The organism is Butyrivibrio sp. AE2015 (genome assembly GCF_000420825.1).
In the GTDB taxonomy this organism is placed as follows: Bacteria; Bacillota; Clostridia; order Lachnospirales; family Lachnospiraceae; genus Butyrivibrio.
Genome location: NZ_ATVR01000005.1, coordinates 20,611 through 44,892, shown reverse-complemented (window position 1 = coordinate 44,892; position 24,282 = coordinate 20,611). Strand labels below are relative to the sequence as shown.

Sequence of the window (24,282 nt, the reverse complement as noted above, 5' to 3'; positions counted from 1 at the left end):
GATCATATGACACAGTCTGGTAAGGGGAGAAAACAGTCTAGAAAAACAACTACAAGAAGTTCATCGAAAGCCAGAAGCACTCGTGCGCCCAAAAGGCAGGAAGAGGAATTCGATTACTCTCTTAAAAGTGAGCTTGTTGTGATTCTTGTGATAGCTCTGACTATTTTCCTTTTTTTATGTAATTTTGGAATATGTGGAGATTTTGGCAACGCTGTAAGTTCCATTCTTTTTGGACTTTTTGGAATTACGGCCTATGTTGCTCCTTTGGTTATGCTTGGAGCAGTTGCTATTGGTATAGCTAATTTTGGATCAAGTGCCTCAGTCAGGAAAATTGTATCCGGAATAGTTATATTCTTTGTGATTGGAATAATTGCGGATCTGATCACCGGAAGACCTCAGTCATTAACTAAATACGATATTGCTTTTATTTATAGTCAGTCCAGCGCCGCAAGAAACGGCGGTGGATTCTTCGCTGGGTCTTTAGCATATATAATCTACAAATATCTTTCATTTGCAGGAACAGCGCTGCTTTTGCTGGTTATAGGAATAGCGAGCATAGTGGTATTTACCGAGCAGTCTTTTGTCGGAGGCCTTAAAAAGGGTGGAAGAAAGATTATTGAGCGCACCAGGGAAGATGCTGCCAATTACAGGGATTATGCTGAACGCCGCAGAGAAAAGATGGAACAAAGACGCGCTGAAATAGAAGAGGAAAGACGTCTTGCCATCGAGCAGAAAGAGGATGAAAAGATTCTAAGAATGGAAAAGAATGTCCGAGGGGTTATGCTTGAAACTGACCTTAAGGATGAAGAGGACGAGGAAGAAAATCGTTCTGAGATCCATGTTCATGATGAGAATGAACCTCCTGCAAAGAATATATTTATTCCTGATGAAGAGGATTTCCATGATGACATTCATGAGATCGTTCTGAACCATAATGAAGTTAGAACAGAGGTTGAGCCAGATGGTCAGAGGGTTCTTATAACTGATCCTGTTATTCATGGAATGGGATTTGATGATGAAAATCCTGATACATATGAGGAATCAGATATCAGAGAGATTCATTCAGAACCAGCTACTGAGCATGCGATCAGGCAGGTGCCCCCTGCAATAGAAGAGCCTGAGTATGAGCCTGAAATGCCAGTAGCGCACGGCAGGCTTGTGGCAGCGACTTCTGAGCCGGTAGAAGAAGAGGATATTTTACCCGATGTTCCTATTCATGCAGAGGATATCGGCAATGGTATGAACGGAGAGTATTCTATTCATGCGCAGGATCATATTTCCATGAGCAAAAATGCTTCTACCAGAATAGACTCAACAGCGCCTTCATCTTCACATTCTGTAATTAACGCGTCAGGACCTGTTACTACAAGCCCCGGAATGGAAAAAGAGATTGAGGCTCATAAAAAAGCCATTCCAAAGAAATATGTATTTCCACCGGTATCTCTTTTGGAAAAGGGAACAAAGAACAAGAATGCGGATTCTGCAAGACAGCTTAAAGAAACAGCACTTAAATTGCAGGAGACACTTAAGACCTTTGGTGTTAATGTAACTGTCACAGATATAAGTCAGGGACCTGCTGTTACAAGGTTTGAACTTCAGCCTGAAGCGGGAGTTCGTGTCAATAAGATCGTCGGACTGGCTGATGATATCAAGATGAACCTTGCTGCCAAGGATATTCGTATTGAAGCGCCTATTCCGGGTAAAGCGGCGGTAGGTATTGAGGTTCCCAATAAGGAGAATCAGGCTGTTGCCTTCAGAGACCTTATTGAGTCCAAGGAATACAAGGAATTTTCATCAAAGCTTGCATTTGCCGTTGGTAAGGATATTGCAGGTAAAACTGTTGTTACAGATATTGCAAAGATGCCTCACCTTCTTATTGCGGGTGCCACAGGTTCAGGTAAGTCAGTATGTATCAATACCATTATCATGAGCCTTATATACAAGGCTAAGCCTGAAGAAGTTCAGATGATCATGATCGATCCTAAGATCGTCGAACTTAGCGTATATAACGGTATTCCACATCTTATGATACCTGTTGTCACTGATCCTAAAAAGGCTGCAGCAGCTCTGAACTGGGCCGTTGCGGAGATGACAAACAGATATAAAAAGTTTGCGGATTCCGGAGTCAGAGATCTTAAAGGATATAATAAGATTGCAGAGGGCTGCACTGATGGAAGTATGTCAGTAATGCCTCAGATCGTAGTTATTGTTGATGAGCTTGCAGACCTTATGATGGTATCTGCCAATGAGGTAGAGGACGCTATATGCAGACTTACTCAGCTGGCAAGAGCTGCAGGTATCCATCTTATTATTGCAACACAGAGACCTTCTGTTGACGTTATCACCGGCCTTATTAAGGCTAATATGCCTAGCCGAGTTGCTTTTGCTGTTTCAAGTGGTGTTGATTCCAGAACCATTCTTGATATCAATGGCGCTGAAAAGCTTCTTGGTAAGGGTGATATGTTGTTCTACCCTCAGGGGTATACGAAACCTGCCAGAGTGCAGGGAGCATTTGTATCTGATAAAGAGGTACAGGCTGTTACTGATTTCCTTCGAAATCAAGGAATTGAAACTGGATATGGAGAAGAGATCGAGATGCAGATAAGCAGCATCCAGAGTCAGGGCGGATCATCAAATGGTTCATCCGGTGATCCTTTCTCCGATAGGGATGAGTACTTCGCTGCGGCAGGCGAGATCATTATAGAAAAAGAAAAGGCATCAATTGGAATGCTCCAAAGAGTATTCAAGATTGGCTTTAACAGGGCAGCAAGGATCATGGATCAGCTCTGTGAAGCAGGTGTTGTTGGTGACGAAGAAGGAACCAAGCCCAGGAAAGTACTTATGACAAAGGAACAGTTTGAAGAAATACTTTGAAAGAGCTAGGAGGAGAGTTATTAATGGCTGTAAAAAGTGATATCGAAATCGCTCAGGAAGCAAAAATGCTTCACATTAGGGAAGTGGCTGAGAAATTAGGCATTTCAGAGGATGACCTCGAGTACTATGGCAAGTATAAGGCTAAGTTGTCTGAGGATTACTTAAAGAGAGCTAAGGCAAACAAAAAGGGAAAACTTATTCTTGTAACTGCTATTAATCCTACTCCTGCAGGAGAAGGCAAGACAACCACAAGCGTTGGACTTGGCGATGCCTTAAGCAGATTAGGATACAAAACAGTAATAGCACTTAGAGAACCTTCACTTGGACCATGTTTCGGAATTAAGGGCGGCGCAGCCGGTGGCGGATATGCGCAGGTTGTTCCAATGGAGGATTTAAATCTGCACTTTACCGGTGATTTCCATGCTATCACATCTGCCAATAACCTTCTGGCAGCTCTTTTGGATAATCACATTCAGCAGGGCAATGAACTTGGAATCGATACAAGACAGATAATATGGAAAAGAGCTGAAGATATGAATGACAGAGCTCTCAGAAATATTGTTGTAGGTCTTGGCGCTAAGGCTGACGGAGTACCGAGAGAGGATCATTTCGTTATAACAGTTGCTTCTGAGATCATGGCAATTTTGTGCCTTGCAAGTGATATGGATGATCTTAAAAAGAGATTATCCAAGATAATAGTTGCATATAACTTTAATGGAGAACCAGTTACTGCAGGCGACCTGAAGGCAGTTGGCTCTATGGCAGCTCTTTTAAAGGATGCTATTAAGCCTAACCTTGTTCAAACACTTGAGCATACACCTGTAATTGTTCACGGTGGCCCATTCGCCAATATTGCACATGGCTGTAATTCTGTAAGAGCTACACAGACAGCTCTTGGAATTTCTGATATTACAGTTACAGAAGCCGGATTTGGCGCAGATCTTGGTGCTGAGAAGTTTCTCGATATCAAGTGTCGTATTGCAGGCCTAAAGCCAGATGCAGTTGTTCTTGTAGCTACTATAAGGGCCCTTAAATATAATGGCGGAGTTCCCAAGGCTGAACTTGGCGCTGAAAATCTTGAAGCTCTTAAAAAGGGAATAGTAAACCTTGAGAAACACATAGAGAATATACAGCAGTATGGAGTGCCTGTTGTTGTAACACTTAACTCATTTATCACAGATACTGATGCTGAGACTGAGTTTGTTAAGAAGTTCTGCGAGGAGAGAGGCTGCAAATTTGCTCTTTCTGAAGTTTGGGCAAAAGGTGGTGAAGGTGGAGAGGCTCTTGCAAAAGAAGTTCTTGATACTATAAATACTAAGCCGTCAAACTATGCTCCAATATATGCGGATGATCTTTCACTTAAGGAAAAGATTGAGACAGTCGCAACCAAGATTTATGGAGCAGACGGCGTAAACTTTACTCCTGCTGCATCCAGGCAGCTTGCTAAGATAGAGGATATGGGCTTTAAGAATCTTCCTGTCTGCATGGCTAAGACACAGTATTCATTGTCAGATGATCCATCACTTTTAGGAAGACCAACAAATTATAAGATCACTGTCAGAGAAGCATATGTTTCTGCCGGCGCAGGCTTTGTTGTAGCGCTTACGGGATCAATTGTTACTATGCCTGGACTTCCTAAGCATCCGGCAGCTTTCGATATCGATGTTGATGCTGATGGCAAAATAACAGGATTGTTCTAAAGTAGATACCAGTACGAAAGGAATTTATATGGCAGCACAGATCATTGATGGTAAGCTTATTTCTAGCCAGATCAAAGATGAATTAAGAGAAAAGACAGCTCTTTTAAAAGAAAAAGGAATAGAGGTAACGCTTGCTGTAATATTGGTAGGAGAGGACCCTGCATCACAGGTATATGTAAGAAATAAGAAAAAAGCATGTGAATACATTGGCTTTAGATCTTTATCTTATGAACTTCCTGCAGAGACAACACAGGAAGAATTATTAAAACTTATTGATGTGCTTAACGGAAGAAAGGATGTAGACGGTATACTTGTTCAGATGCCTCTTCCGAAGCATATCGACGAGAAAACTGTCATCAATGCGATTTCACCTTCCAAAGATGTTGACGGTTTTCATCCTATGAATGTTGGTGCGCTCTGCATTGGAGAGAAGGGATTTGTATCCTGTACTCCTGCTGGTGTAATACAGCTTTTAAAAAGAGGTTGTGATGGCAAGATTAATATAGCTGGAAAAGAATGCGTTATTGTCGGAAGATCAAATATCGTCGGCAAACCAATGTCTCTTTTAATGCTAAGAGAAAATGCTACTGTAACAATTGCTCATTCAAGGACCAAAAACCTTGAAGAAGTCTGTAAAAGAGCAGATATTCTTATTGCAGCTGTCGGAAAAGCCGGTATGATCACCAAGGATCATGTAAAGGAAGGCGCAGTTGTAATAGATGTTGGTATTAATCGAGGTGAAGATGGCAAGCTTTGCGGAGACGTAAAATTTGACGAAGTATCAGAAATTGCCTCTGCTATCACTCCTGTACCTGGTGGTGTAGGACCAATGACTATAGCAATGCTTATGAATAACTGTTATGAAGCTGCTTTGATGCATATGGAATCATAACGAGAAAGAGAGCCTATGATTTGTCCTAATTGCGGCAAAGAAATTCCAGAGGGACATATGTACTGTGATGATTGCGGTACAGAGATTAACTTTGTCCCTGATTTTGAGCCGGAAGTAGAAAACAAAATAAAGGAAAGTCTCACTGGTCTTGCGAATGAGCTGACCAAAGATGAAAAGAAATGGCTTGAGCGCAAAAAGAAGATAATGTCTTTCTTTGCTGCTTGCAGAAAGAAAAAGCTTACTTTTCTTGTTTGCGCTTTGGCTGTAATTCTTGTGGTCTGTCTTTTTGTTACTTTTGCAGGCTATAACAGCAGGTCGCCCAAATATTATCTAAGGCTTGCCGGTGAATCAAAAAATTCAGGGGAAATGGACCAGGCCATAGATTATCTGGCCCAAGGAAATCAAGAATTTCCGAATGATTCAGATATTATTTTCAGACTTTCTGATTATTATCTTGAGGTCGGCAAGAATGCGGAAGCTGTTGATGCACTTAAACAGATAACAGGGAGCTCATCTTTTTCTGATGAAAAAGTCCTTTCTGCCTATGAGGGAATAATCTCAATATACAAGCAGGAGGGAGCTTATCAGGAAGTGACAGTTCTTTTGACTGAGAAAGATACAGATATAACAAGGACTCTTAGGGAAAAATATATTCCTTCATCACCCAAAATGGTTCCTGTTTCAGGTGCCTATGAAGGTACTGTAAATGTAGAAGTTACGGCAGATGAGAACTGTAGCATTTTCTATACTGTAAATGGAGACAATCCAGATAACAGCAGTATTGCATATGAGAATGCAATTGTACTTGATGAAAGCGGTGAGTATGACATAAAGGCTGTATGTGTAAATGAATACGGTCTTTATAGTGAGATGACCGAGCAAAGCTATGTAGTAGAACATGGAGCACCAGCTGCTCCGGAGATAATGGAACCAAGTGGTGAATATAATCAGAATACAATGATAGTTGCTGTGGCTGAAGCTGGCAGTACTATTTTCTACACAACCGATGGCAGTGACCCGACTGTTGAATCAAAGCAGTATATTTCACCAATAACTATGCCTGTAGGAACTTCTGTCTTCAAGTTTATTGCATTTAATCAGGATGGTGACTGCAGTGAGATAGTTGAAAGACAGTATCACCTTATCTATACGAGGCTTGTTTCTACTGAACAGGCTGTTAACAGTATTGTTAATACACTTGTAAGGCTGGATATCCTTTTGGATACAAGTGGTAAGGTGAGAGGCCAGGATGGACATAACGAATATATTTACAATTCTATTATTGAAATTCAGGGTGCTGGTGAATATTATGTTGTTATGGAAAATCATGTTTCCAATGACGGAACAGTTAAACCAACAGGACTTATGTATGCGGTAAACACACATGATGGTACAGTTAACAGACTTGGATATGATTCGAGTGGTAAGTATACACTTATCACAATTTCTAATAGATAGATATTTTAACACTTTACCAATTTAAATTACTAATTGAAATTTTAAGCAATTTATTTTATCATTGATGCAATGTAAATTTTTATTAATGTAGGAGGAAGACTATGTTCAAAATTTTAGAGGCAAATGAGCTTACTACAAACATTTATCAAATGATTGTTGAAGCTCCACGTGTAGCAAGCGCGTGTTTACCCGGCCAGTTCCTGATTATTCGTGTTGACGAGGAAGGTGAGAGAATTCCTCTTACTATATGTGATTACAACAGGGAAAAAGGTACAGTTGAGATCGTTGCTCAGGCAATCGGAGCTGAAACATACAAGCTCTCAAAGTTAAAGGCCGGCGATGAACTTGCAGATGTAGTTGGACCACTTGGCAAACCTTCTGACCTTTGTGAGATGAGCGTAGATGAACTTAAGAAAAAGAAAATTTTATTTATAGCAGGTGGTGTCGGTACAGCACCTGTTTATCCTCAGGCTAAATATCTTAAAGAACATGGTGTTGATTGCGACGTTATAATTGGTGCAAAAACCAAGGACCTTGTAATCCTTGAGGACAGATTTAAAGAGGTATGTAACCTTCATATCACAACCGATGATGGCTCTTATGGAAGAAGTGGAATGGTTACAAAGGCTTTGCAGGATCTTTGGGATGAAGGCAATAAATATGATCACTGCGTAGCTATCGGACCAATGATCATGATGAAATTTGTATGCAAATTAACTCAGGAACTTGGAATTCCAACAGTCGTAAGTATGAACCCTATTATGGTTGATGGAACCGGAATGTGTGGTGCATGCCGTCTTACAGTAGATGGAAAGGTTCAGTTCGCCTGCGTTGACGGGCCAGAATTTGACGGACATAAGGTGGATTTCGATCAGGCTATGAACCGTATGAAACTGTATAAGACAGAAGAAGGCAGATTGTTCTTAAAAGCACAGGAAGGTGATACTCATCACGGTGGATGCGGAAACTGTGAATGATAGGATTGCGAGAACGAAGTGGAGCAATCCGTATATCATTAACACCTTTAAATAAAAAATAAGGAGATCAACTATGGACGGATTTGTAAGAGTTCCTGTCAGAGAGCAGGATGCAAAAGTGCGTGCTACCAATTTTGAGGAAGTATGCCTTGGATATAATAAAGAAGAAGCTGAAAAAGAAGCACTTAGATGTTTAAACTGCAAGAATCCTCAGTGTGTTCAGGGATGCCCTGTTTCAATTGATATTCCTGCATTTATCTCACAGGTTAAAACAGGCGATGTAGAAGGCGCTTATCAGACTATCAGTAAGTCTAGTGCGCTTCCAGCTGTCTGCGGACGTGTTTGCCCACAGGAGAGCCAGTGTGAAGGAAAATGTATCAGAGGTATCAAAGGCGATGCAGTTTCAATCGGTAAGCTTGAGAGATATGTAGCTGATACAGCAAGAGAACTTGGAATCAAGCCAGAGGGCGCAAAGGAAAAGAAAGGTAAGAAGGTCGCAGTTATTGGTTCAGGTCCTTCAGGTCTTACATGTGCCGGAGATCTTGCAAAGATGGGTTATGATGTAACTATTTTTGAAGCTCTTCATGAGGCTGGTGGTGTATTGGTATACGGTATTCCTGAGTTCCGTCTTCCAAAGACAGCTGTTGTAAAAAAGGAAATTGAAAATGTTAAGTCTTTAGGTGTAAAGCTTGAAACAGACGTTGTTATTGGTAAGTCAGTAACTATAGATGAACTTATGGAAAAGGAAGGCTTTGAAGCTGTGTTTATTGGTTCAGGCGCAGGTCTTCCAAGATTTATGAATATTCCCGGAGAGCAGGCTATGGGTGTGTTCTCTGCCAATGAGTTCCTCACAAGAAGCAATCTTATGAAGGCCTTTGATGAGAATTCAAGAACACCTATAATGAGACCTAAGAAATGTGTAGTTGTTGGTGGTGGTAACGTAGCTATGGATGCTGCCAGAACAGCACTTCGTCTTGGTGCTGAGGTACATGTTGTATATCGTCGTGGCGAAGAAGAGCTTCCTGCAAGAAAAGAGGAAGTTGGACATGCAAAAGAAGAAGGGATCATTTTTGATCTTCTTACAAATCCTGTTGAGATCCACGCTGATGAAAATGGCTGGGTAACAGGTATTACATGTATCAGAATGGAACTTGGTGAACCTGATGAGTCAGGAAGAAGAAGCCCTGTTGAAGTTCCTGGTTCAGAGTTTGACATTGACTGTGATGCTGTCATCATGTCTCTTGGAACATCACCTAATCCTTTGATCTCATCAACTACTGAAGGACTTGAGATAAATCGCAGAAAGTGTATTGTTGCACAGGAAGAAAATGGACAGACATCAAAACCAGGTGTTTTTGCAGGTGGTGATGCAGTTACAGGTGCTGCAACAGTTATTCTTGCCATGGGTGCTGGTAAAGCAGCAGCAAAGGGTATCGATGAATATCTTTCATCAAAGCAGTAAATAAATATTATTTTTAACAATAAAATCTTCCCAGGCCTTTTAATAGGTTTGGGAAGATTTGTGTTTTATGCTATAATTAGTAGGATTGCGGATTGGAGAATAATATGGATAAGAATGAAAAAATTAAAGTTGCTATTACATCAGGTATAGTAGCTGCAATATTACTGATTTTAGTACTGTTTTTAGCTCTTTCAGGTAAAAATAAGAATGATGAAAAGCTTCTTGATGAGAACATAAGCGAGTATGCATCTTTAGAGAGTTCTTTGGACCAGAACCTTGATTCTGGTGTTTTGGCATCTTCAGAAGAATCAAACAGTGAATCTTCAGACAAAGCTGAAGATAGTTCAAGTACAGATGAAAGTAGTACAGAAACAGATTTACAGTCAAAAGAAACAGGAAGTACAACAAACGACATTTCAGGAAACAGTTTGTATTCAACTAAAGCGGCTGTTCTAAAGAATGTATACAAAGGTCTTGCCATAGATACTAATGCGCAGCTTAAGGAAATGTATACATATTGGGCAGATAATAATACTGAGGCGGTAAGAGATCTTGCTCATCTTGAAAGATTTGAGGCTATGTCTTATAAGCTTTCAGGTACTTCTGATTTCTATTATTACGGTGATCTTAATTCTTCCGGACTTCCGGAAGGAACAGGCCTTGCTGTATATGGAGATGATCAGTACTATTTTGGCGAATGGAAAAATGGAAAAAGAAACGGAAATGGTTCATGGATAAATTTCTATCCTGAGTATAGTAACTATGTTGTTACTGAGCATATGTATACAGGTGGATGGGTAGATGATCTTCCAAGTGGCGATGGTCAGGAGCATTATGACTATGACTTCACCAAAATGAATGGTGATGACATTTATGTTCAGAATGCTATTGGCAGTTTTGATAATGGCTTTTATGATGGCAAAATGTATATCATAACAGTTGATAGAGATCAGGACACAGAGGAGTGGTACGGAACCTGTGAAGATGGCGTTTTGATGCAGGTAGTAAATACACACTTAGACAAAAATGGAAAGATCCCTGTTCTTCAGAACAAGAATGATGAAAAGGACTTTGTTTACATGACAGAGGAAGGAACAAAGGATAACAAAGTTTCAGGTATCATAGTAGGCGAAAAAAAGGCTAATTGAAGATTTGAGTAAGATAACAATTATTTGTGTAGGGAAAATAAAAGAAAAATACTGGAATGATGCCATTTCTGAATATTCCAAGAGGCTGTCCAGATACTGTAAGCTTAACATAATCGAAGTGGCAGATGAAAAGACTCCTGATAATGCGCCACCAGCTATTGAAGAGCAGATAAAAGATAAAGAGGGAAAAAGGATAATAAAAAACATCGATCCTTCTGCCTTTGTCTGTGCACTTGCCATAAACGGTAAGAAGTTCACATCAGAGAGTTTTTCTGAGTTTATAGACAGTCAGGGAGTAAAGGGGATAAACCATATTCAGTTTATAATTGGCGGATCTTTGGGACTGCATAAAAGTGTTCTTGATCTTGCCAATCAGCTTATTAGTTTTTCAGATATGACTTTCCCTCATCAGATGATGCGGGTAATTCTTCTTGAGCAGATTTACAGGGGCTACAAGATCATAAGTGGTGAGCCATATCATAAATAAAGATTATTTATTGGGGATTAATTTTATATGAGTGAAATTACAGAACTTAGATTATCACTTTCTGCAGAAGATGAGAGAGGGATTTTTGGGGAGAATGATAGTTATATCAGAAAAATAGAAGACAGTTTTCACGTTGAGATAATCGACAGAAACGGCGAGCTTCATATCATTGGTGATAAAGAAGGCGCCGGGAAAGCAGCAAGTATCATCAGAGAACTTGTTCAGCTTTATAGAAGAGGTGGCGGAATAGAGGAACAGTCAATTAATTACGCCATAACACTTAAAGAAGAGGAAAAAAGCTCTTCAAAGCCGCGCTATAGTGAGAATGTTCTTGTGGATATAGATAAGGATGTTATCTGCCATACTATATCAGGCAAGCCTATAAAGCCCAAGACTATTGGCCAGAAAAAGTATATTGATGCAATCCGAAACAAAATGATAGTGTTTGGACTTGGACCTGCCGGAACAGGAAAGACATATCTTGCGATGGCAATGGCTATTACAGCTTTTCAGAGAGAAGAAGTAAGCCGCATAATTCTGACAAGACCGGCAATTGAGGCAGGCGAAAAACTTGGATTTTTGCCGGGAGACCTTCAGAGCAAGGTTGATCCATATTTAAGGCCTTTGTACGATGCGCTCTATCAAATAATGGGCACTGAAAATTTCATCAAGAATATGGAAAAAGGGCTTATAGAAGTGGCACCTCTAGCATATATGAGAGGAAGAACTCTTGATAATGCGTTTATTATCCTTGATGAGGCACAGAATACAACTCCTGCTCAAATGAAGATGTTTTTGACAAGAATCGGATTTGGATCAAAGGTCATTATTACAGGTGATGCCAGCCAGAAAGACCTTTCACCAGATGTTAAGTCAGGTCTTGATGTGGCTCAGAGTGTCCTTAAAGGCATTGATGATATTGAATTCTGTACTCTTACAAGTAATGATGTTGTAAGACATCCGCTTGTTCAAAAGATAGTTAAAGCATATGAGGATTATGAGAAAAAAGCAGTAAATAAACAGAAAACAAAATCTATTAGAAAACTGGAGAAGTCTCATAAGTGATGGAAAAGAAAGAACTGTCTTTCAACAAAATTGAGTTGTTATATGCTGGTATGTTTATTCTTACCGGCTTATTAGTTGGCTTATTTTCCTTTATACTCAGCAAGAGCTATGAAGCAATTTTACGGAACGTGATAGTTTCTCTTATAATGGCAGGAACAATTATTTTTATGCTTTTAGATGCTGCCGGCAGAGGAAAGAGCGGTTTTTCATATGATAATTATGATAAAAAAATAAGATTTATAATTGCATATGTTATAACTCTTATTCTTTCCTGCGTGTTGTCTCTTGTTCCCGACCAGTTTTGGCCATATATGTCATTCTTTGTGATATTGGCTCTTTTTTCAAATAATGAGATTGGAATGATATCAGGTACCAGCTTTGTGATGCTGACAGTGATGCTTGAAGAGAATGGCAGCTTTTCAGAGCTTTTCATGTATATGCTTGCAGGCGCTGTAGCTATAGCTGTTTTCAGAGATCTTAATGAGAATACAAAGATAGCTTTTCCTACATTTATTTCGTTGACCATGCAGGCTGTTTTACTTGTGGCTTTTAATGTGCTGTTTCAGAACAGAACTCTGGGAATTAAGGTGCTTTTATTGCCAATTCTTAATCTGATGCTAAATCTTTTGATCCTTTTGATCTTTCTTAATATGTTTGGAGTCTATGTTATCCGAAAGTCCAATGACATGTATATGGAGATCAATGACCCTGAGTTTTCACTTCTTCAGGCACTAAAAGAGAAGAATCCTGAAGAGTATTACAGGGCTATCCATACAGCTTATCTCTCAGAGAGAATCGCTATGGGACTTGGGTTTAATGCGAGAGCTGTTAAGTCATGTTCCTATTATCACAGGATAGGAATTCTTGATGGAAAGATGGACTATGATGATGTTTCACATTATTACACAGAAAACAGCTTTCCTCTTGAAGCTATTGAGTTTTTACGTGAGTATATGGTGCCTTCGAAAGCCTCAATAAGGTCTAAGGAGTCTCTTACAGTGCAATTGTCGGAGACAGTTATTGCGACCATAATGCTGCTTATAAAAAAAGACTCTAATGTGAATATTGATTATGATCATCTGATTGATGGAATAATAGATAAAAAAATAGAGAATGGTGAGCTTAACGCTTACGATGTTACCTTTAGGGAACTTAATGAAATGAGGAAAATCCTTAAGAAGGAGAAACTATATTATGGTTTTTTACGTAGATAATGAAGTAGATGCAAAATTTGATTTTGATATAGAAGAGGTCGCTACTCTTGTGGCAGCTAAGGTCCTTGAGACAGAGGGGTGCGATCATGAAGTTGAGATAAGTCTTATAATTACAGATGACGAGGGCATCAGGGAGATGAATAATGAATTCAGAGAAATTGACAGACCTACTGATGTTCTTTCTTTTCCTAATGTCAGTTACGATGCTCCCGGTGATTTTACCGTAATGGATGGTGAGCAGAATATAGATCTTTTGAACCCGGATACAGGCAATATAATGTTTGGGGACATTGTTGTCAATGAGAATAGGGTAAGAGAGCAGGCTAAAGAGTATGGACATAGCGAAAAGAGGGAGTTTGCTTTTCTGATAGCTCACAGTATGCTTCATTTATGCGGCTATGATCATATGGAAGAAGATGAAGCTGCAGTAATGGAAAATAAACAGAGAGAAGTTTTAGAAGCACTTGGAATTACCAGGGACTGACATTTTGGGAGCAGAAGTATGAAGCAGTATTTTGAGGAAAAAAGAATAAGACCTGATGTTATTACATCAATGTTTTTCTTTTCTGTTTTTATAATGATGATTTATGAGATCATAACCCTTAGGATCTATGGAGACAAGGGAGCTGGCTTTGTAGCAGGACCTATTGCCATTTTTTATATTTTATACCTGGCATTTATCCTTGCTGTACAAAAGTCAGTTTGGATAATGGTACGGCTACGAGCCAGAAGGTCACAGTATTTGAATGCTCAGACCAATATGGTAAGGTCATTTAGGATTTTTGCAGTTTGTGGTTTAATGGTTTTTGCTGTGCTTTTGATCAGCAGTTATTACTGCTCAGAAATCCTCTTTGGGTCTACAAGATCTTTGTTTCATTACATTATAGTAGCTATATGCGCTCTATTTATGTCAATACAGGGCGTGTTAAGAGGTTATCTTCAGGGACTTGGCTATACAAAGCCAATAGTTATTTCCGATGTGCTTATTGCACTGTGTGCTCTTGTATCAGGAACTATAATATCTGCAGTACTCTATAACTATGGCCTTAAGGTCAATAATCTTTTCCATGTTAATGAGCTCAGCAGCGTCTATGGCTCAACGGGAATGATGATCGGAATACTTATTGGTGTTGTGGCCGGCTTTATTCAAATTGTTGTAAGCTTTGTTCTCAGGAAAAATGAGATAAAAGAAATAGTAAAGCAGGGAGCACCAAGGTACCTTGATAATAAGAATGATGTTCTTATTACTATAAGGTCAATAATCCCTTTATATATCACACCTGCACTGGTGATCCTTTTTGATATTGTTTTTTATGTTATTAATCAAAAGCGCATTGCTGCAGAGGGAGATTATATTCTTAACTATGGAGTATATACAGGACGTGTGCTTAGCCTGATCGCTGTACTTGTTATATTATGCATCCTTCCGTTTATTAAGATGTGGAACAGGATAATGGCGCGTATAGAAAGAGATGAGATAACAGGTGCAAGAGACAGAATGAAGTCTATTGCTCACAGTTTCTTTGCCCTGTCTGTGCCGGTTATGGTCTTCATATTTGTCATGGCCAAAACGGTTGAAATTGCTGTATTTGGAAAGAATAATGATCTTTCAAATTATCTCATCGAACTTGGGAGCCTTCTTATTGTTTTTGCACCTATAGCAATTTTCTTTTCATGGCTACTTAATCATATGGGAAAGGCAATACTTGCACTTGTTTCAATTTTGCTCTCCTGGATACTTCATGTTGTAATGATGGTAGTTTTAGTGATCTTTACAAATATGGGAGCATATGGAATCCTTATATCACTTATAGTTTCATTTGTTTTGTATGACATTGTCTGCTATCTATTACTTTGCAAGATGCTCAAATACAGACAGGAATTCATAAGAACTGTAGGAGTGCCGCTTTTGTGTTCTGCACTTTCAGGACTTCTTGCTTTTATCATCAATGTGATCTTCCTGAATCTGATAGGAGATATATTGACTTTGGTTATTGCACTTCTTTTATATTCAGTTCTTTATATTGTACTTATGATCATCTTCAGAGGCCTTACGGCAAAAGAAATAAGCAGAATTCCTTTTGGAAATGTATTTATGATGCTGGCCGGTAATTTTGGAGTTCAAAAAAGTTTAGAGGATTAAAATTGGATAGAAGAATAATTGTAGCCGGTGGTGGTGCGTCAGGAATGTGTGCCGCTATATATGCTGCCAGGAATGGTGCATCAGTAACCATAATTGAAAAGAATAATCAGCTTGGTAAAAAGCTCTCAATGACAGGAAATGGCAGATGCAATATCTCTAACCTCAACATGAATGAGAAAATGTATAATGCTGCTGCTGAAAAGAGAATGAAACAGTGGCTTTCTGTCTATGGAGTTTTGGATGTTATAAGCTTTTTTAAATCCCTGGGAATAGTTGTAAAAAGCGAAGACGGATATTTATATCCTTTATCAGGGCAGGCGCAAAGCGTTGTGCAGGCCTTTGAAAATGAGATAAAAAGACTTGGGATCAATGTAATATATGGTGAGCAGCTAAAATCTGTTGAACCTATCGCTGACGGGCAGGAAAAAAAGTACCGCGTTATTACAAATAACACTTTCTATGAGGCAGATAGGGTGATTATCGCCACGGGCTCTTTATCCGGCCCTAAAACAACTATGTCTACCGGAGACGGATACTATATATGCAAAAAGCTTGGGCTTACCATTAAAGATACTTATCCGGCTCTTGTTGGATTTAAAGCTGATCCGGATGAGATAATGCCTGAGGGCGGTGTCAGAAGTCTTGCTGAGATTTCTTTTTTACTTGGAACAGAAGTCGTTGCAAAAGAATATGGTGAACTTCAGATAACTAAAGATGGAATTTCAGGAATCCCTGTAATGCAGGCGAGTTCTAAAATTGTAAGACTATTAGAAGAAAAAAAGCCCATAACAGCTGTTGTGAACTTTTTCCCTGATTATGACGATGACGATTATGCTTCCTTGGAAAAAGAGATGCTTAGGCTTCGTGATGAGAGAACACTTTCTGACTTTTTGACAGGATTTCATAATAGCTATATCACAGATATGATAATAAAAAAAATGAAAATGGGCAGATCCATGAAAATGAAGAACATATCTGAGAGTATGGCCCTTAGTATTCTTGACAGCTACAGGAACTATAAGATAAAGCTGGATTCCAATTATGGATATTTGCAGTCCCAGGTTACATCAGGTGGAGTAAGTCTTGGTGATGTGAGGGATGATATGACCACAATATCCCATGATGGAATATTTGTGGTCGGAGAGCTTTTGGATGTTGATGGAAGATGTGGAGGCTACAATCTTCAATGGGCCTTTACTTCAGGCAGCATCGCAGGAACTGTGGCATCTATATAACGCATAGGTAAAGATAAATGATAAGAATTAACCAGATAAAAGTAATACATGATGAGAATAAGAGCTATGACTATGACACGATAAAGGAGGTCCTGAAGGCGAAGGTTGCAAAGCTACTTCGAGTGTCTGCGGACAATATGGAATCCTTTGAAATCATCAGGCATTCAATAGATGCAAGGAAAAAGCCTGAGATTTATCATATTTATATTGTTGATGTTACTTTGAAAAATAATAGTGAAGCAGGTGTCGTAAAGAAATGCAGGAATAAGGATGTTTCTATAATTGAACCTGTACGATATGCATTTCCTTATGAGTATCAGCATAGTAAGGGGGAAGACCTTCGGCCTGTTATTATAGGTGCCGGTCCGGCAGGACTTTTTTGCGGATATGTACTTGCAAAGAACGGATTTAAGCCACTTATTCTTGAAAGAGGTTCTGACGTAGATAGAAGAACAGAAATTGTTGAACATTTTTGGAAGAGCGGTGAGCTTGACGAAACTACCAATGTTCAGTTCGGGGAAGGTGGAGCAGGAACTTTTTCTGATGGGAAACTTAATACAATGGTCAAAGATAAGGATGGCAGAGGAAGAGCTGCACTTGAGATATTTGTAGAAAATGGTGCTCCCATAGATATTTTGTATGATGCCAAACCACATATAGGTACTGATATATTAAGAGCTGTTGTTAAGAATATGAGAAACAATATCATAAAATGGGGAGGCGAAGTAAGGTTTAAATCAAGGGTCGATGAGATTGAGGTTTCAAAAGACAGTGAGATAAAAGCTCTCAAAGTTGGTGATGAATGTATCCCTTGCAGCGAAGCTGTCCTTGCAATCGGCCACAGCGCCCGTGATACATTTTATATGCTTAAGGACAAAAATGTAGAAATGAATCCTAAGCCTTTCGCTGTAGGATTCAGAGTTGAACATCCTCAGGCTCTGATAAATTATTCTCAGTATAAAATAGCTGATCCAAAGGCCTTGGAGCCTGCACCATATAAGCTTACAACAACTACAGATTCCGGAAGAGGAGTTTATTCTTTTTGCATGTGCCCCGGAGGCTTTGTTGTAAATGCATCATCTGAGAAGGGAAGACTTGCTGTAAATGGAATGAGCTATAGCAAGCGTGACAGTAAAAATGCCAATTCTGCCATAATTATTACAGTTGATCCTAAAGATTTTGGCGGTGATGATGTACTTTCCGGTGTAGAGTTTCAAAGAGGTCTTGAGGAAAAGGCCTTTAAAGCAGGAAATGGTAAGATTCCTGTTGAGTATTATGGAAAGTTTAAAGAAGCTGTATCAGGTGAGCCTGATTCCACTAATGAGGATGATACATTGGCTCAGACTCAGAAAGATTTTAAACTGATAGAGAACACTCCATCCATGAAAGGAGATTATGTATTTGCAAATGTACATGATATTCTTCCGGATGATTTAAATAATGCTTTTGTTCAAGGAATGGAAAAATTTGGACGAATGATTAAAGGATACAACAGCGAATATGCTCTTGTATCAGGAGTGGAGTCCAGAACATCTTCTCCAGTCAGGATAGTCAGGGGGGATAACGGGGAATCTGTTAATGTGAAAGGACTTTTTCCCTGTGGTGAAGGCGCAGGCTATGCAGGTGGCATAATGTCTGCAGCGATGGACGGAATGAAAATAGCAGAATATGTTGCAGGGAGGATATGTAAAAAATGAAAAAAAGTAATTCTTTTGGAACAAAGCAGATTGCGATAACGGCGATTCTTTTGGCAATCTGTCTTATAAGTCAGATCTTCAAATCTTTAAGTGTTTTTATTACAGGGCCGGTTATAAATGCGTGCCTTCTATTGGCAGCTTCACTTGTTAATCTGCCATGTGCGATCGTGTTATCTGTTATTACTCCGATAACAGCTTACTTTATAGCGGCATCGCCTGTAATGATGGTAGTACCGGGCATAATTCCATTTATCATGCTTGGAAATGTGGTACTTGTAGTAGCTATGAATTATCTCTTAAAGGGAAATCTAAATGATTTAAAACTTGATGGAAGATTTAGCCTTATGCTTATTCTAAAGGCAGTTTTATGTGCACTTTTAAAGGCAGCTTTTATGGGCGTAACAATTTCCTTATGGCTTTTACCTACATTTATTCCTGAGCAGTCACCACTTCGCCAGAAAATGCCTGTATTCCAGTACACATTTTCAGTAGTGCAGTTTATCACAGCATGTATTGGCTTTATTTATTTCGCTATTATTCTCGTAGCAATCAAGAGTTATGCAAAAAGAAATAGTTAAGGAAAAAGACAGGATACGAAAAGAGGTCCTGGATAAAAGAAATCAGATCTCACCAAAGGATCTTTTGGAAAAAAGCAGCTTAATTTCTGAAAAGCTTTTTGCGCTTGAAGACTATTATGCTTCAGAGAATCTTTTGATCTATGCTTCTATGAAAAGCGAAGTCATAACAGACGGCATAATTGACAGAGCTTTGAAGGATGGTAAAAAGGTTTTTTGCCCAAAGTGCATGAACAGGCAGGAAGGAATTATGGAGTTCATCCAAATAAAAAGCATATTGGATCTAAAGGAAGGCTACATGGGAATCAGAGAGCCGCAGATTCTTGACGATTCAATTATATTTGATGGACCAATAGAAAAAACTCTTGTAGTAGTTCCGGGGGTTGCTTTTGATAAAGGAGGCAACAGAATAGGGTATAAGGGTGGATATTATGACAGATTTCTTTTTAGGTTTACTGGTATCAGATCTGCAGCGCTTGCATTTACTGAGCAGCTTGTGGACGATGTTCCTTATGATGTACATGATATTCCAATTGATATTATATTAAATGCATAAAAAAAGCCTTCCACCTTTGTAGGTGAAAGGCTTTTTTTTATTATAAATGCTGATCTCTGTCAATTTTGTCGTAGTGTTTTTGAAGCCATGGATAAATGGCGGCAGTTAGTTTCATATCAAGATTAAAGATATAAACTCCAAATGTTACAACAAAGAGAATTAAAACAATGATAACAATTACTTTTAATATATGCAAAAATACGTACATTAGTGTTTCTCCTTTTACCAGCTCTTTTCATCAGGCAGAACCTCAAGTGATGGATCAATAGGCTCTTCCTGCATAACAGTTCTCATAAATGAGTTGATCTGATCTCTGACACCCTGTCGGGATATGATCCTTGGATCAAAGAGATCATGAGATACCCATACAAGAGGAATGCCTTTTTCTCTGGCCTTTTCTTCAAAAAGCCCGTGCATGCCATCCAGAGCCTTACAGCTCATGTGCTCCCAAAGTATTACCATATCTGCATTGAACATCTCAACAAATTCCCAAAGTTCATCTAAAAGAACCTTATATCCTCCATGAGTTCGGTTTCTCATTATCATGTTTTCTGTAAGCCAGGCCATATCATAATAGGCCTGTTCCCTGTTTTTAGGAGTATCTACCTCAGCAATTTCTTTTGTAGAAACCATAGAAAGCATATCTGTGAGAGGAACAATTCCCCAACAGTTTAAAAGCCATACAAGAAAATCCATGTAATAATGTGACTGAACACCCCATACGATGGCGCGGTGACGGTATTCTTTTGCAGCCATTTTCTTTTTGGCATATGCCGCTCTTGCTAGCTTTGTTATTGTCTTATCAGCCTTTTCAAAAGCGGGAACTCTGCCGCAGATAGCCATATAGTTGGTTTCAGTGTAGAGTGCAAGGTTTGAACCAAATACCTGGGGATATGGAGTTCTGTTCATTTCAAGCCATTCCTGTCTGCACTTTGTGGCATAGTTGACTCTTTTTGCACATTCAAAATATGCATCCCAGTTCCACTTGTGACCGGTGTGCTTTTCGACAAAAGCTATTGCATTACGGATTTCCTGAGCGGCATATTCCTGTACATCATCCTCTTTGTGACGAAGTGGAGCAGCAAGCTGGAATACAGGAATGTTGTCTTCGTGCTCAAGCCTCTGGGAAATGACACCATTTCCTAAAAGTGAACCATCACATGTAGTGTTACATTGAATTGCACAGGCACCAAGAATAGGAGCGTCATCATCTATTGAAACGCCGGCCTCGGCTTCAGGCATAGGACATACATCACCTGCAAGACCATATTCCTGGGCTACGTCAATGTAGTGGCAAGCCGCATACTGATTGAGAAGAACTGAAACATAGGTAGAAGGTGTTTCTCGACTTAATACCTTAAGATCAGGAAATCCCATCATTACAGCAGTCATTTCATTTTCATCAACCAGAACAACCTTGTCTGAAAATTTCTTGTCGTTACCAATTCTTCTGTCACCTCTAAAAAGTGAGTCTAGAAGATTAGCTACGTCTTTTATTACAAGATCCTGCTCAGTATGACATATTCTAAGATATTCTCCGCGAAGGCCCTGAGTGTGCCTGTCAACCATCATTGGAACAGCCAGGTAGTTTGACATCCATCTATAGCGGAACATTGCTTTTACATTTCTTGGTTTTGCAACGAATTTACCAAGAGTTAACATGATACCAAGCCATTTGGAATAGTCATACATTGTATCAACAAGACCGCGCCATTCACGTCTTTTTCTGACAAGAGAACCGTCTTTATAAAAATCGCCGAGTCTGTCGGCACCAATTTCTTTAGCCATTTACATTACCTCGCTGTATTTTTTTGATTTCTATGCTTTCAACAAAAGCCTGGACTCTTGTCTGCATCTGACCTGAGATTCCAATAGAATATGGTCTGTCTACAGCAAGTACCGGATAACCATATTTATTTCTTAGGATAGTAGAGCCCATCATTTTTTCGTAAGCCCATGGATCGCAGAATTTCATCTGCTCATAAATGATTCCGTCAGCTTTGTATTCTTTAGCAAGTTCATTTACATATTCGCGTCTGTGGTCCATTTTTTGTGTGTTCATGAAACGAGGGCATTCTCCTCTGTTCATATATGCGCGGCATATCTGGGTAAGAGCATCTTCCTCATCATTAAGGATAATAGGATTCCTTCCGGGAAGAGATCCGTAGCAGTAGCGGTCAGCGCAGACATAAGCACCTGAGTTTTCTATGAGTTTTATAAAATCTGTGTCGTCCATTTCTGAACCTACCACCAGGACTCTGGCTCTATAATTTTGCTTTTCATCAGGTTCACGCGTTTGCAGTTCTTTAAGAGTTTCTTCTAATTTTTCTATCAAAAGATATTTTGGTGCTACATAAGTTGCAAGAGTGATCACGCTAAATTCATAGCCTGTTATTCTTGGGTTATCCTCTTTTCTGAATTCCCCAATAGCACGTATAAGTTCGCAAACATGATTGTGTTCAGTCACAGCTTTTCTTATAGCTGCATCGCTTACGTCGATTCCGTAGGATTCTGAGAGCGGCTTTAATATATGATTTTTACACTGTAATACATATAAGTTCAGCCCATTATCATCGGCTTTCATGGGGACTTCCATATACTCAAAAAAGAAGTTCTTCTTATCCTTGCCAAGAGCCTTAAGGACCTCCATGTTTTCTATGCATCTGTTTATCATAGAGCAGCCATCGGGCGTGATAATACAATCTGCAAAGTTAAAACCGCCTTCGATAGCTCTTTCTAAAAGAGCACGAGAGTATTCGCATAAAAAGCTTGTCATGTAATAAGTGGAAATATCAAGAGAACCTGTCCTTGGAGCACGGAGCCTTGCAGAAAAGCATCCGGGAAGATTTAGGAGCGGTTCAGGAGTGTTTTCGCAGGTATATGCAACGCATATCTTTCCCCCAGCCTGCGCTTTTTGAACCAGCTCATTGTTTGCCTCAAGGAGCAGGTTTTCAAAGAATATTAGATTTTTTAAGTCTTTCACTAAGTTCCCCTACCTTTATAAAAATTTAATAAATTTATATATTTAGTCTAATGTAATACTTAATTAGTGTCAATTTATTGTGCATTTTTATTGGAACACTATGAAAATTTTGATAAATCTTTATAAAATGAGCACAATATATCGTTATATTGATATAATCATTTATATAATATGGTTTATTGTGGAGAGTTTATATGGATTTACGAAAAGATGAACAGATTTTAGGCAAAAGTAAGAGACCTTTAAAACGTAGCATTTTTTTGTTTGTTCTTTCTTTTATAACACTGCTTTGTCTTGTGCTGAGCATACTTACTTACAGGTCATTCAATTATTCACTCTATGAATCCTACAATAAGCGAATGATTGATGTCTTAGAGTATGTCTACAGCCATATAGATATTGAAGATCTCTCAGAGTGCGTGGAAACAGGAATTGAATCTGAAAAATATACTGAACTTGTTTCTTTTATGGATTCAATTATGGAGGATTTTGATATTCATTACCTATATATAATAAAGCCATATATTAATGGTGATGATTATGTGATGATGAATGTTATATCTGCTGATACAGCGGAGGGAAGAGAAACAGATCCTGATGGATATTATCTTGGATTTATACTTAAAGATGTCTATGAACGCGAGGAAATTGTGCGTTATCAAATGTATCTGGATAAAGATAACATTTCCTACTTTAAAAATTTTAGTACTTGGGGCTATGACTACACTGCTATGATGCCTCTTATAAATAGCAAAGGCGAACATTTTGCAGCTCTTTGCGTAGATATTGAGGTCGATGATGTAGAGCGTACAATTCAGACTTACACAGTAGCCAATGTTATTCTTATTGCCTTTTTGGGAGCAATGTTCTTTATTCTGTTTCTTTTATGGATGAATCGCAATATTACAGAACCAATAAGAAAACTTGAAAGAAGTGTTGTCTCTTTTGCTCAAAGAAGTCACTATCAGCATGATCCTTCGCTCCTTCATTATGAAGATCCCGGGATTCACACAAAGAATGAAGTTGAATCTCTTTCTAATGCTGTAAATCAAATGTCCAAGGATATGCAGGTGTATGTGAAAAACATCATCGATGCAGAAGGTAAAGTTCAGGACATGAAAAATCAGGTGAGCCATATGGATATTCTGGCTTATCAGGATGCTCTTACACACGTAAAAAATAAGGCATGGTACGATAAAACAGAGATTCGTGTAAATGATGATATTTCAAAGGGGGCAGCCAGATTTGGAATTATCATGATAGACCTCAACAATCTGAAAAAGATCAATGACAATTATGGCCATGAGCATGGTAATGACTATATTTTCGGAGCCTGTCATGAGATATGCGTAATTTACGATCATTCTCCTGTATTTCGCGTGGGCGGAGATGAATTTGTAGTTCTTTTGGAAAACAGGGATTTTGATAACAGAGAAACTCTATTACAAGAACTTAAGAATTCTTTCAAATTGTTTATGGAAGACGATAGCAGGGAGCCTTGGGAAAAATACTCGGCAGCAATTGGAATGGCTGTATTTGACAAGGATAAGGATTCTTCTATGAACGATGTATTTAAAAGAGCTGATAAGCTTATGTATGAAGACAAAATGAAATCAAAAGCTGCAAGAAACTAATTTGAAAACTAAAAAGGCGATTGAAGATCAGGTATCTTCATCGCCTTTTTCACGCATTTCATAGTTTTTATCTTCGTCGATCATCTGAAGCATGATAATATCTTGCCATTATTACGAGTATAAACAGTTTGTAAAAAATAATAAAAAAATAGCTTTTGGGTATTTCGATTTTTACAAAAAGA

The 24,282-nt window shown here is 38.9% G+C and carries 20 protein-coding genes; 17 read left to right on the top strand and 3 right to left on the bottom strand.

Going from position 1 to position 24,282, the window contains the following annotated elements; genetic code table 11:
- Positions 1-6: 6 nt before the first annotated feature.
- The 16 genes from G585_RS0104145 to G585_RS0104070 all read left to right on the top strand — a co-directional run bounded on the left by G585_RS0104145 (position 7) and on the right by G585_RS0104070 (position 19,483).
- Positions 7-2,874, top strand: a complete 2,868-nt coding sequence (locus G585_RS0104145; RefSeq protein WP_026663765.1) for an FtsK/SpoIIIE family DNA translocase — start codon at positions 7-9, stop codon at positions 2,872-2,874.
- A gap of 23 nt (positions 2,875-2,897) precedes the next feature.
- Positions 2,898-4,574, top strand: coding sequence for a formate--tetrahydrofolate ligase (locus G585_RS0104140; RefSeq protein ID WP_022773186.1), 1,677 nt, complete (start codon positions 2,898-2,900; stop codon positions 4,572-4,574).
- Between the two features lie 28 nt (positions 4,575-4,602).
- Positions 4,603-5,466, top strand: a complete 864-nt coding sequence (gene folD, locus G585_RS0104135) for a bifunctional methylenetetrahydrofolate dehydrogenase/methenyltetrahydrofolate cyclohydrolase FolD (protein ID WP_022773184.1) — start codon at positions 4,603-4,605, stop codon at positions 5,464-5,466.
- A 15-nt stretch (positions 5,467-5,481) separates the two neighbouring features.
- Complete coding sequence (locus G585_RS0104130; RefSeq protein ID WP_022773183.1) at positions 5,482-6,924, top strand: chitobiase/beta-hexosaminidase C-terminal domain-containing protein; 1,443 nt, start codon at positions 5,482-5,484, stop codon at positions 6,922-6,924.
- Positions 6,925-7,025: 101 nt separating this feature from the next.
- The gene (locus G585_RS0104125; protein ID WP_022773182.1) at positions 7,026-7,901 is read left to right on the top strand and encodes a sulfide/dihydroorotate dehydrogenase-like FAD/NAD-binding protein; all 876 of its coding nucleotides are present in this window, start codon (positions 7,026-7,028) and stop codon (positions 7,899-7,901) included.
- A 73-nt stretch (positions 7,902-7,974) separates the two neighbouring features.
- The gene (gltA, locus tag G585_RS0104120) at positions 7,975-9,363 is read left to right on the top strand and encodes an NADPH-dependent glutamate synthase (RefSeq protein ID WP_022773180.1); all 1,389 of its coding nucleotides are present in this window, start codon (positions 7,975-7,977) and stop codon (positions 9,361-9,363) included.
- A gap of 104 nt (positions 9,364-9,467) precedes the next feature.
- Positions 9,468-10,511: a hypothetical protein gene (locus tag G585_RS0104115; RefSeq protein ID WP_022773179.1), complete on the top strand. Its 1,044-nt coding sequence runs from the start codon at positions 9,468-9,470 to the stop codon at positions 10,509-10,511.
- Positions 10,512-10,515: 4 nt separating this feature from the next.
- Positions 10,516-10,998 carry a 23S rRNA (pseudouridine(1915)-N(3))-methyltransferase RlmH gene (gene rlmH / locus G585_RS0104110; RefSeq protein WP_022773177.1) on the top strand — a complete coding sequence of 161 codons (483 nt, stop codon included), beginning with the start codon at positions 10,516-10,518 and terminating at the stop codon, positions 10,996-10,998.
- A gap of 27 nt (positions 10,999-11,025) precedes the next feature.
- A complete protein-coding gene (locus G585_RS0104105; RefSeq protein WP_022773176.1) occupies positions 11,026-12,063 on the top strand; it encodes a PhoH family protein in 1,038 nt (345 codons plus the stop codon).
- Complete coding sequence (locus G585_RS0104100; protein ID WP_022773175.1) at positions 12,063-13,277, top strand: hypothetical protein; 1,215 nt, start codon at positions 12,063-12,065, stop codon at positions 13,275-13,277. Before G585_RS0104105 ends, G585_RS0104100 begins: the two co-directional genes overlap by 1 nt.
- Positions 13,258-13,761, top strand: a complete 504-nt coding sequence (gene ybeY, locus G585_RS0104095) for an rRNA maturation RNase YbeY (protein WP_022773173.1) — start codon at positions 13,258-13,260, stop codon at positions 13,759-13,761. Before G585_RS0104100 ends, ybeY begins: the two co-directional genes overlap by 20 nt.
- A gap of 18 nt (positions 13,762-13,779) precedes the next feature.
- Positions 13,780-15,420 carry a polysaccharide biosynthesis C-terminal domain-containing protein gene (locus G585_RS0104090; protein WP_022773172.1) on the top strand — a complete coding sequence of 547 codons (1,641 nt, stop codon included), beginning with the start codon at positions 13,780-13,782 and terminating at the stop codon, positions 15,418-15,420.
- 2 nt (positions 15,421-15,422) lie between these two features.
- Entirely contained in the window at positions 15,423-16,655 is a 1,233-nt protein-coding gene (locus tag G585_RS0104085) for an aminoacetone oxidase family FAD-binding enzyme (protein ID WP_022773170.1), read from the top strand.
- A gap of 17 nt (positions 16,656-16,672) precedes the next feature.
- Entirely contained in the window at positions 16,673-18,352 is a 1,680-nt protein-coding gene (locus G585_RS0104080; protein ID WP_022773169.1) for an NAD(P)/FAD-dependent oxidoreductase, read from the top strand.
- Positions 18,349-18,930, top strand: coding sequence for an ECF transporter S component (locus G585_RS0104075; protein ID WP_022773167.1), 582 nt, complete (start codon positions 18,349-18,351; stop codon positions 18,928-18,930). Before G585_RS0104080 ends, G585_RS0104075 begins: the two co-directional genes overlap by 4 nt.
- Complete coding sequence (locus G585_RS0104070) at positions 18,911-19,483, top strand: 5-formyltetrahydrofolate cyclo-ligase (protein WP_022773166.1); 573 nt, start codon at positions 18,911-18,913, stop codon at positions 19,481-19,483. The genes G585_RS0104075 and G585_RS0104070 overlap by 20 nt, the downstream gene beginning before the upstream one ends.
- 40 nt (positions 19,484-19,523) lie before the next feature.
- On the opposite strand, the gene G585_RS19670 is transcribed toward G585_RS0104070, so the two are convergent.
- Genes G585_RS19670 through G585_RS0104055 form a run of 3 tightly spaced genes read right to left on the bottom strand, consistent with a single transcriptional unit; the run spans position 19,524 to position 22,466 of the window.
- Positions 19,524-19,691 (bottom strand): hypothetical protein, encoded by a 168-nt coding sequence (locus G585_RS19670; protein WP_022773165.1) that lies wholly within the window; start codon positions 19,689-19,691, stop codon positions 19,524-19,526.
- Between the two features lie 14 nt (positions 19,692-19,705).
- On the bottom strand, positions 19,706-21,271 hold the full coding sequence (locus G585_RS0104060; protein ID WP_022773163.1) for a 2-hydroxyacyl-CoA dehydratase family protein: 1,566 nt from the start codon (positions 21,269-21,271) through the stop codon (positions 19,706-19,708).
- On the bottom strand, positions 21,264-22,466 hold the full coding sequence (locus G585_RS0104055) for a 2-hydroxyacyl-CoA dehydratase family protein (RefSeq protein ID WP_022773162.1): 1,203 nt from the start codon (positions 22,464-22,466) through the stop codon (positions 21,264-21,266). Before G585_RS0104055 ends, G585_RS0104060 begins: the two co-directional genes overlap by 8 nt.
- A gap of 194 nt (positions 22,467-22,660) precedes the next feature.
- On the opposite strand from G585_RS0104055, the gene G585_RS0104050 reads away from it, so the two are divergent.
- A complete protein-coding gene (locus tag G585_RS0104050) occupies positions 22,661-24,100 on the top strand; it encodes a GGDEF domain-containing protein (RefSeq protein ID WP_022773160.1) in 1,440 nt (479 codons plus the stop codon).
- The last annotated feature ends 182 nt before the right edge of the window (positions 24,101-24,282 follow it).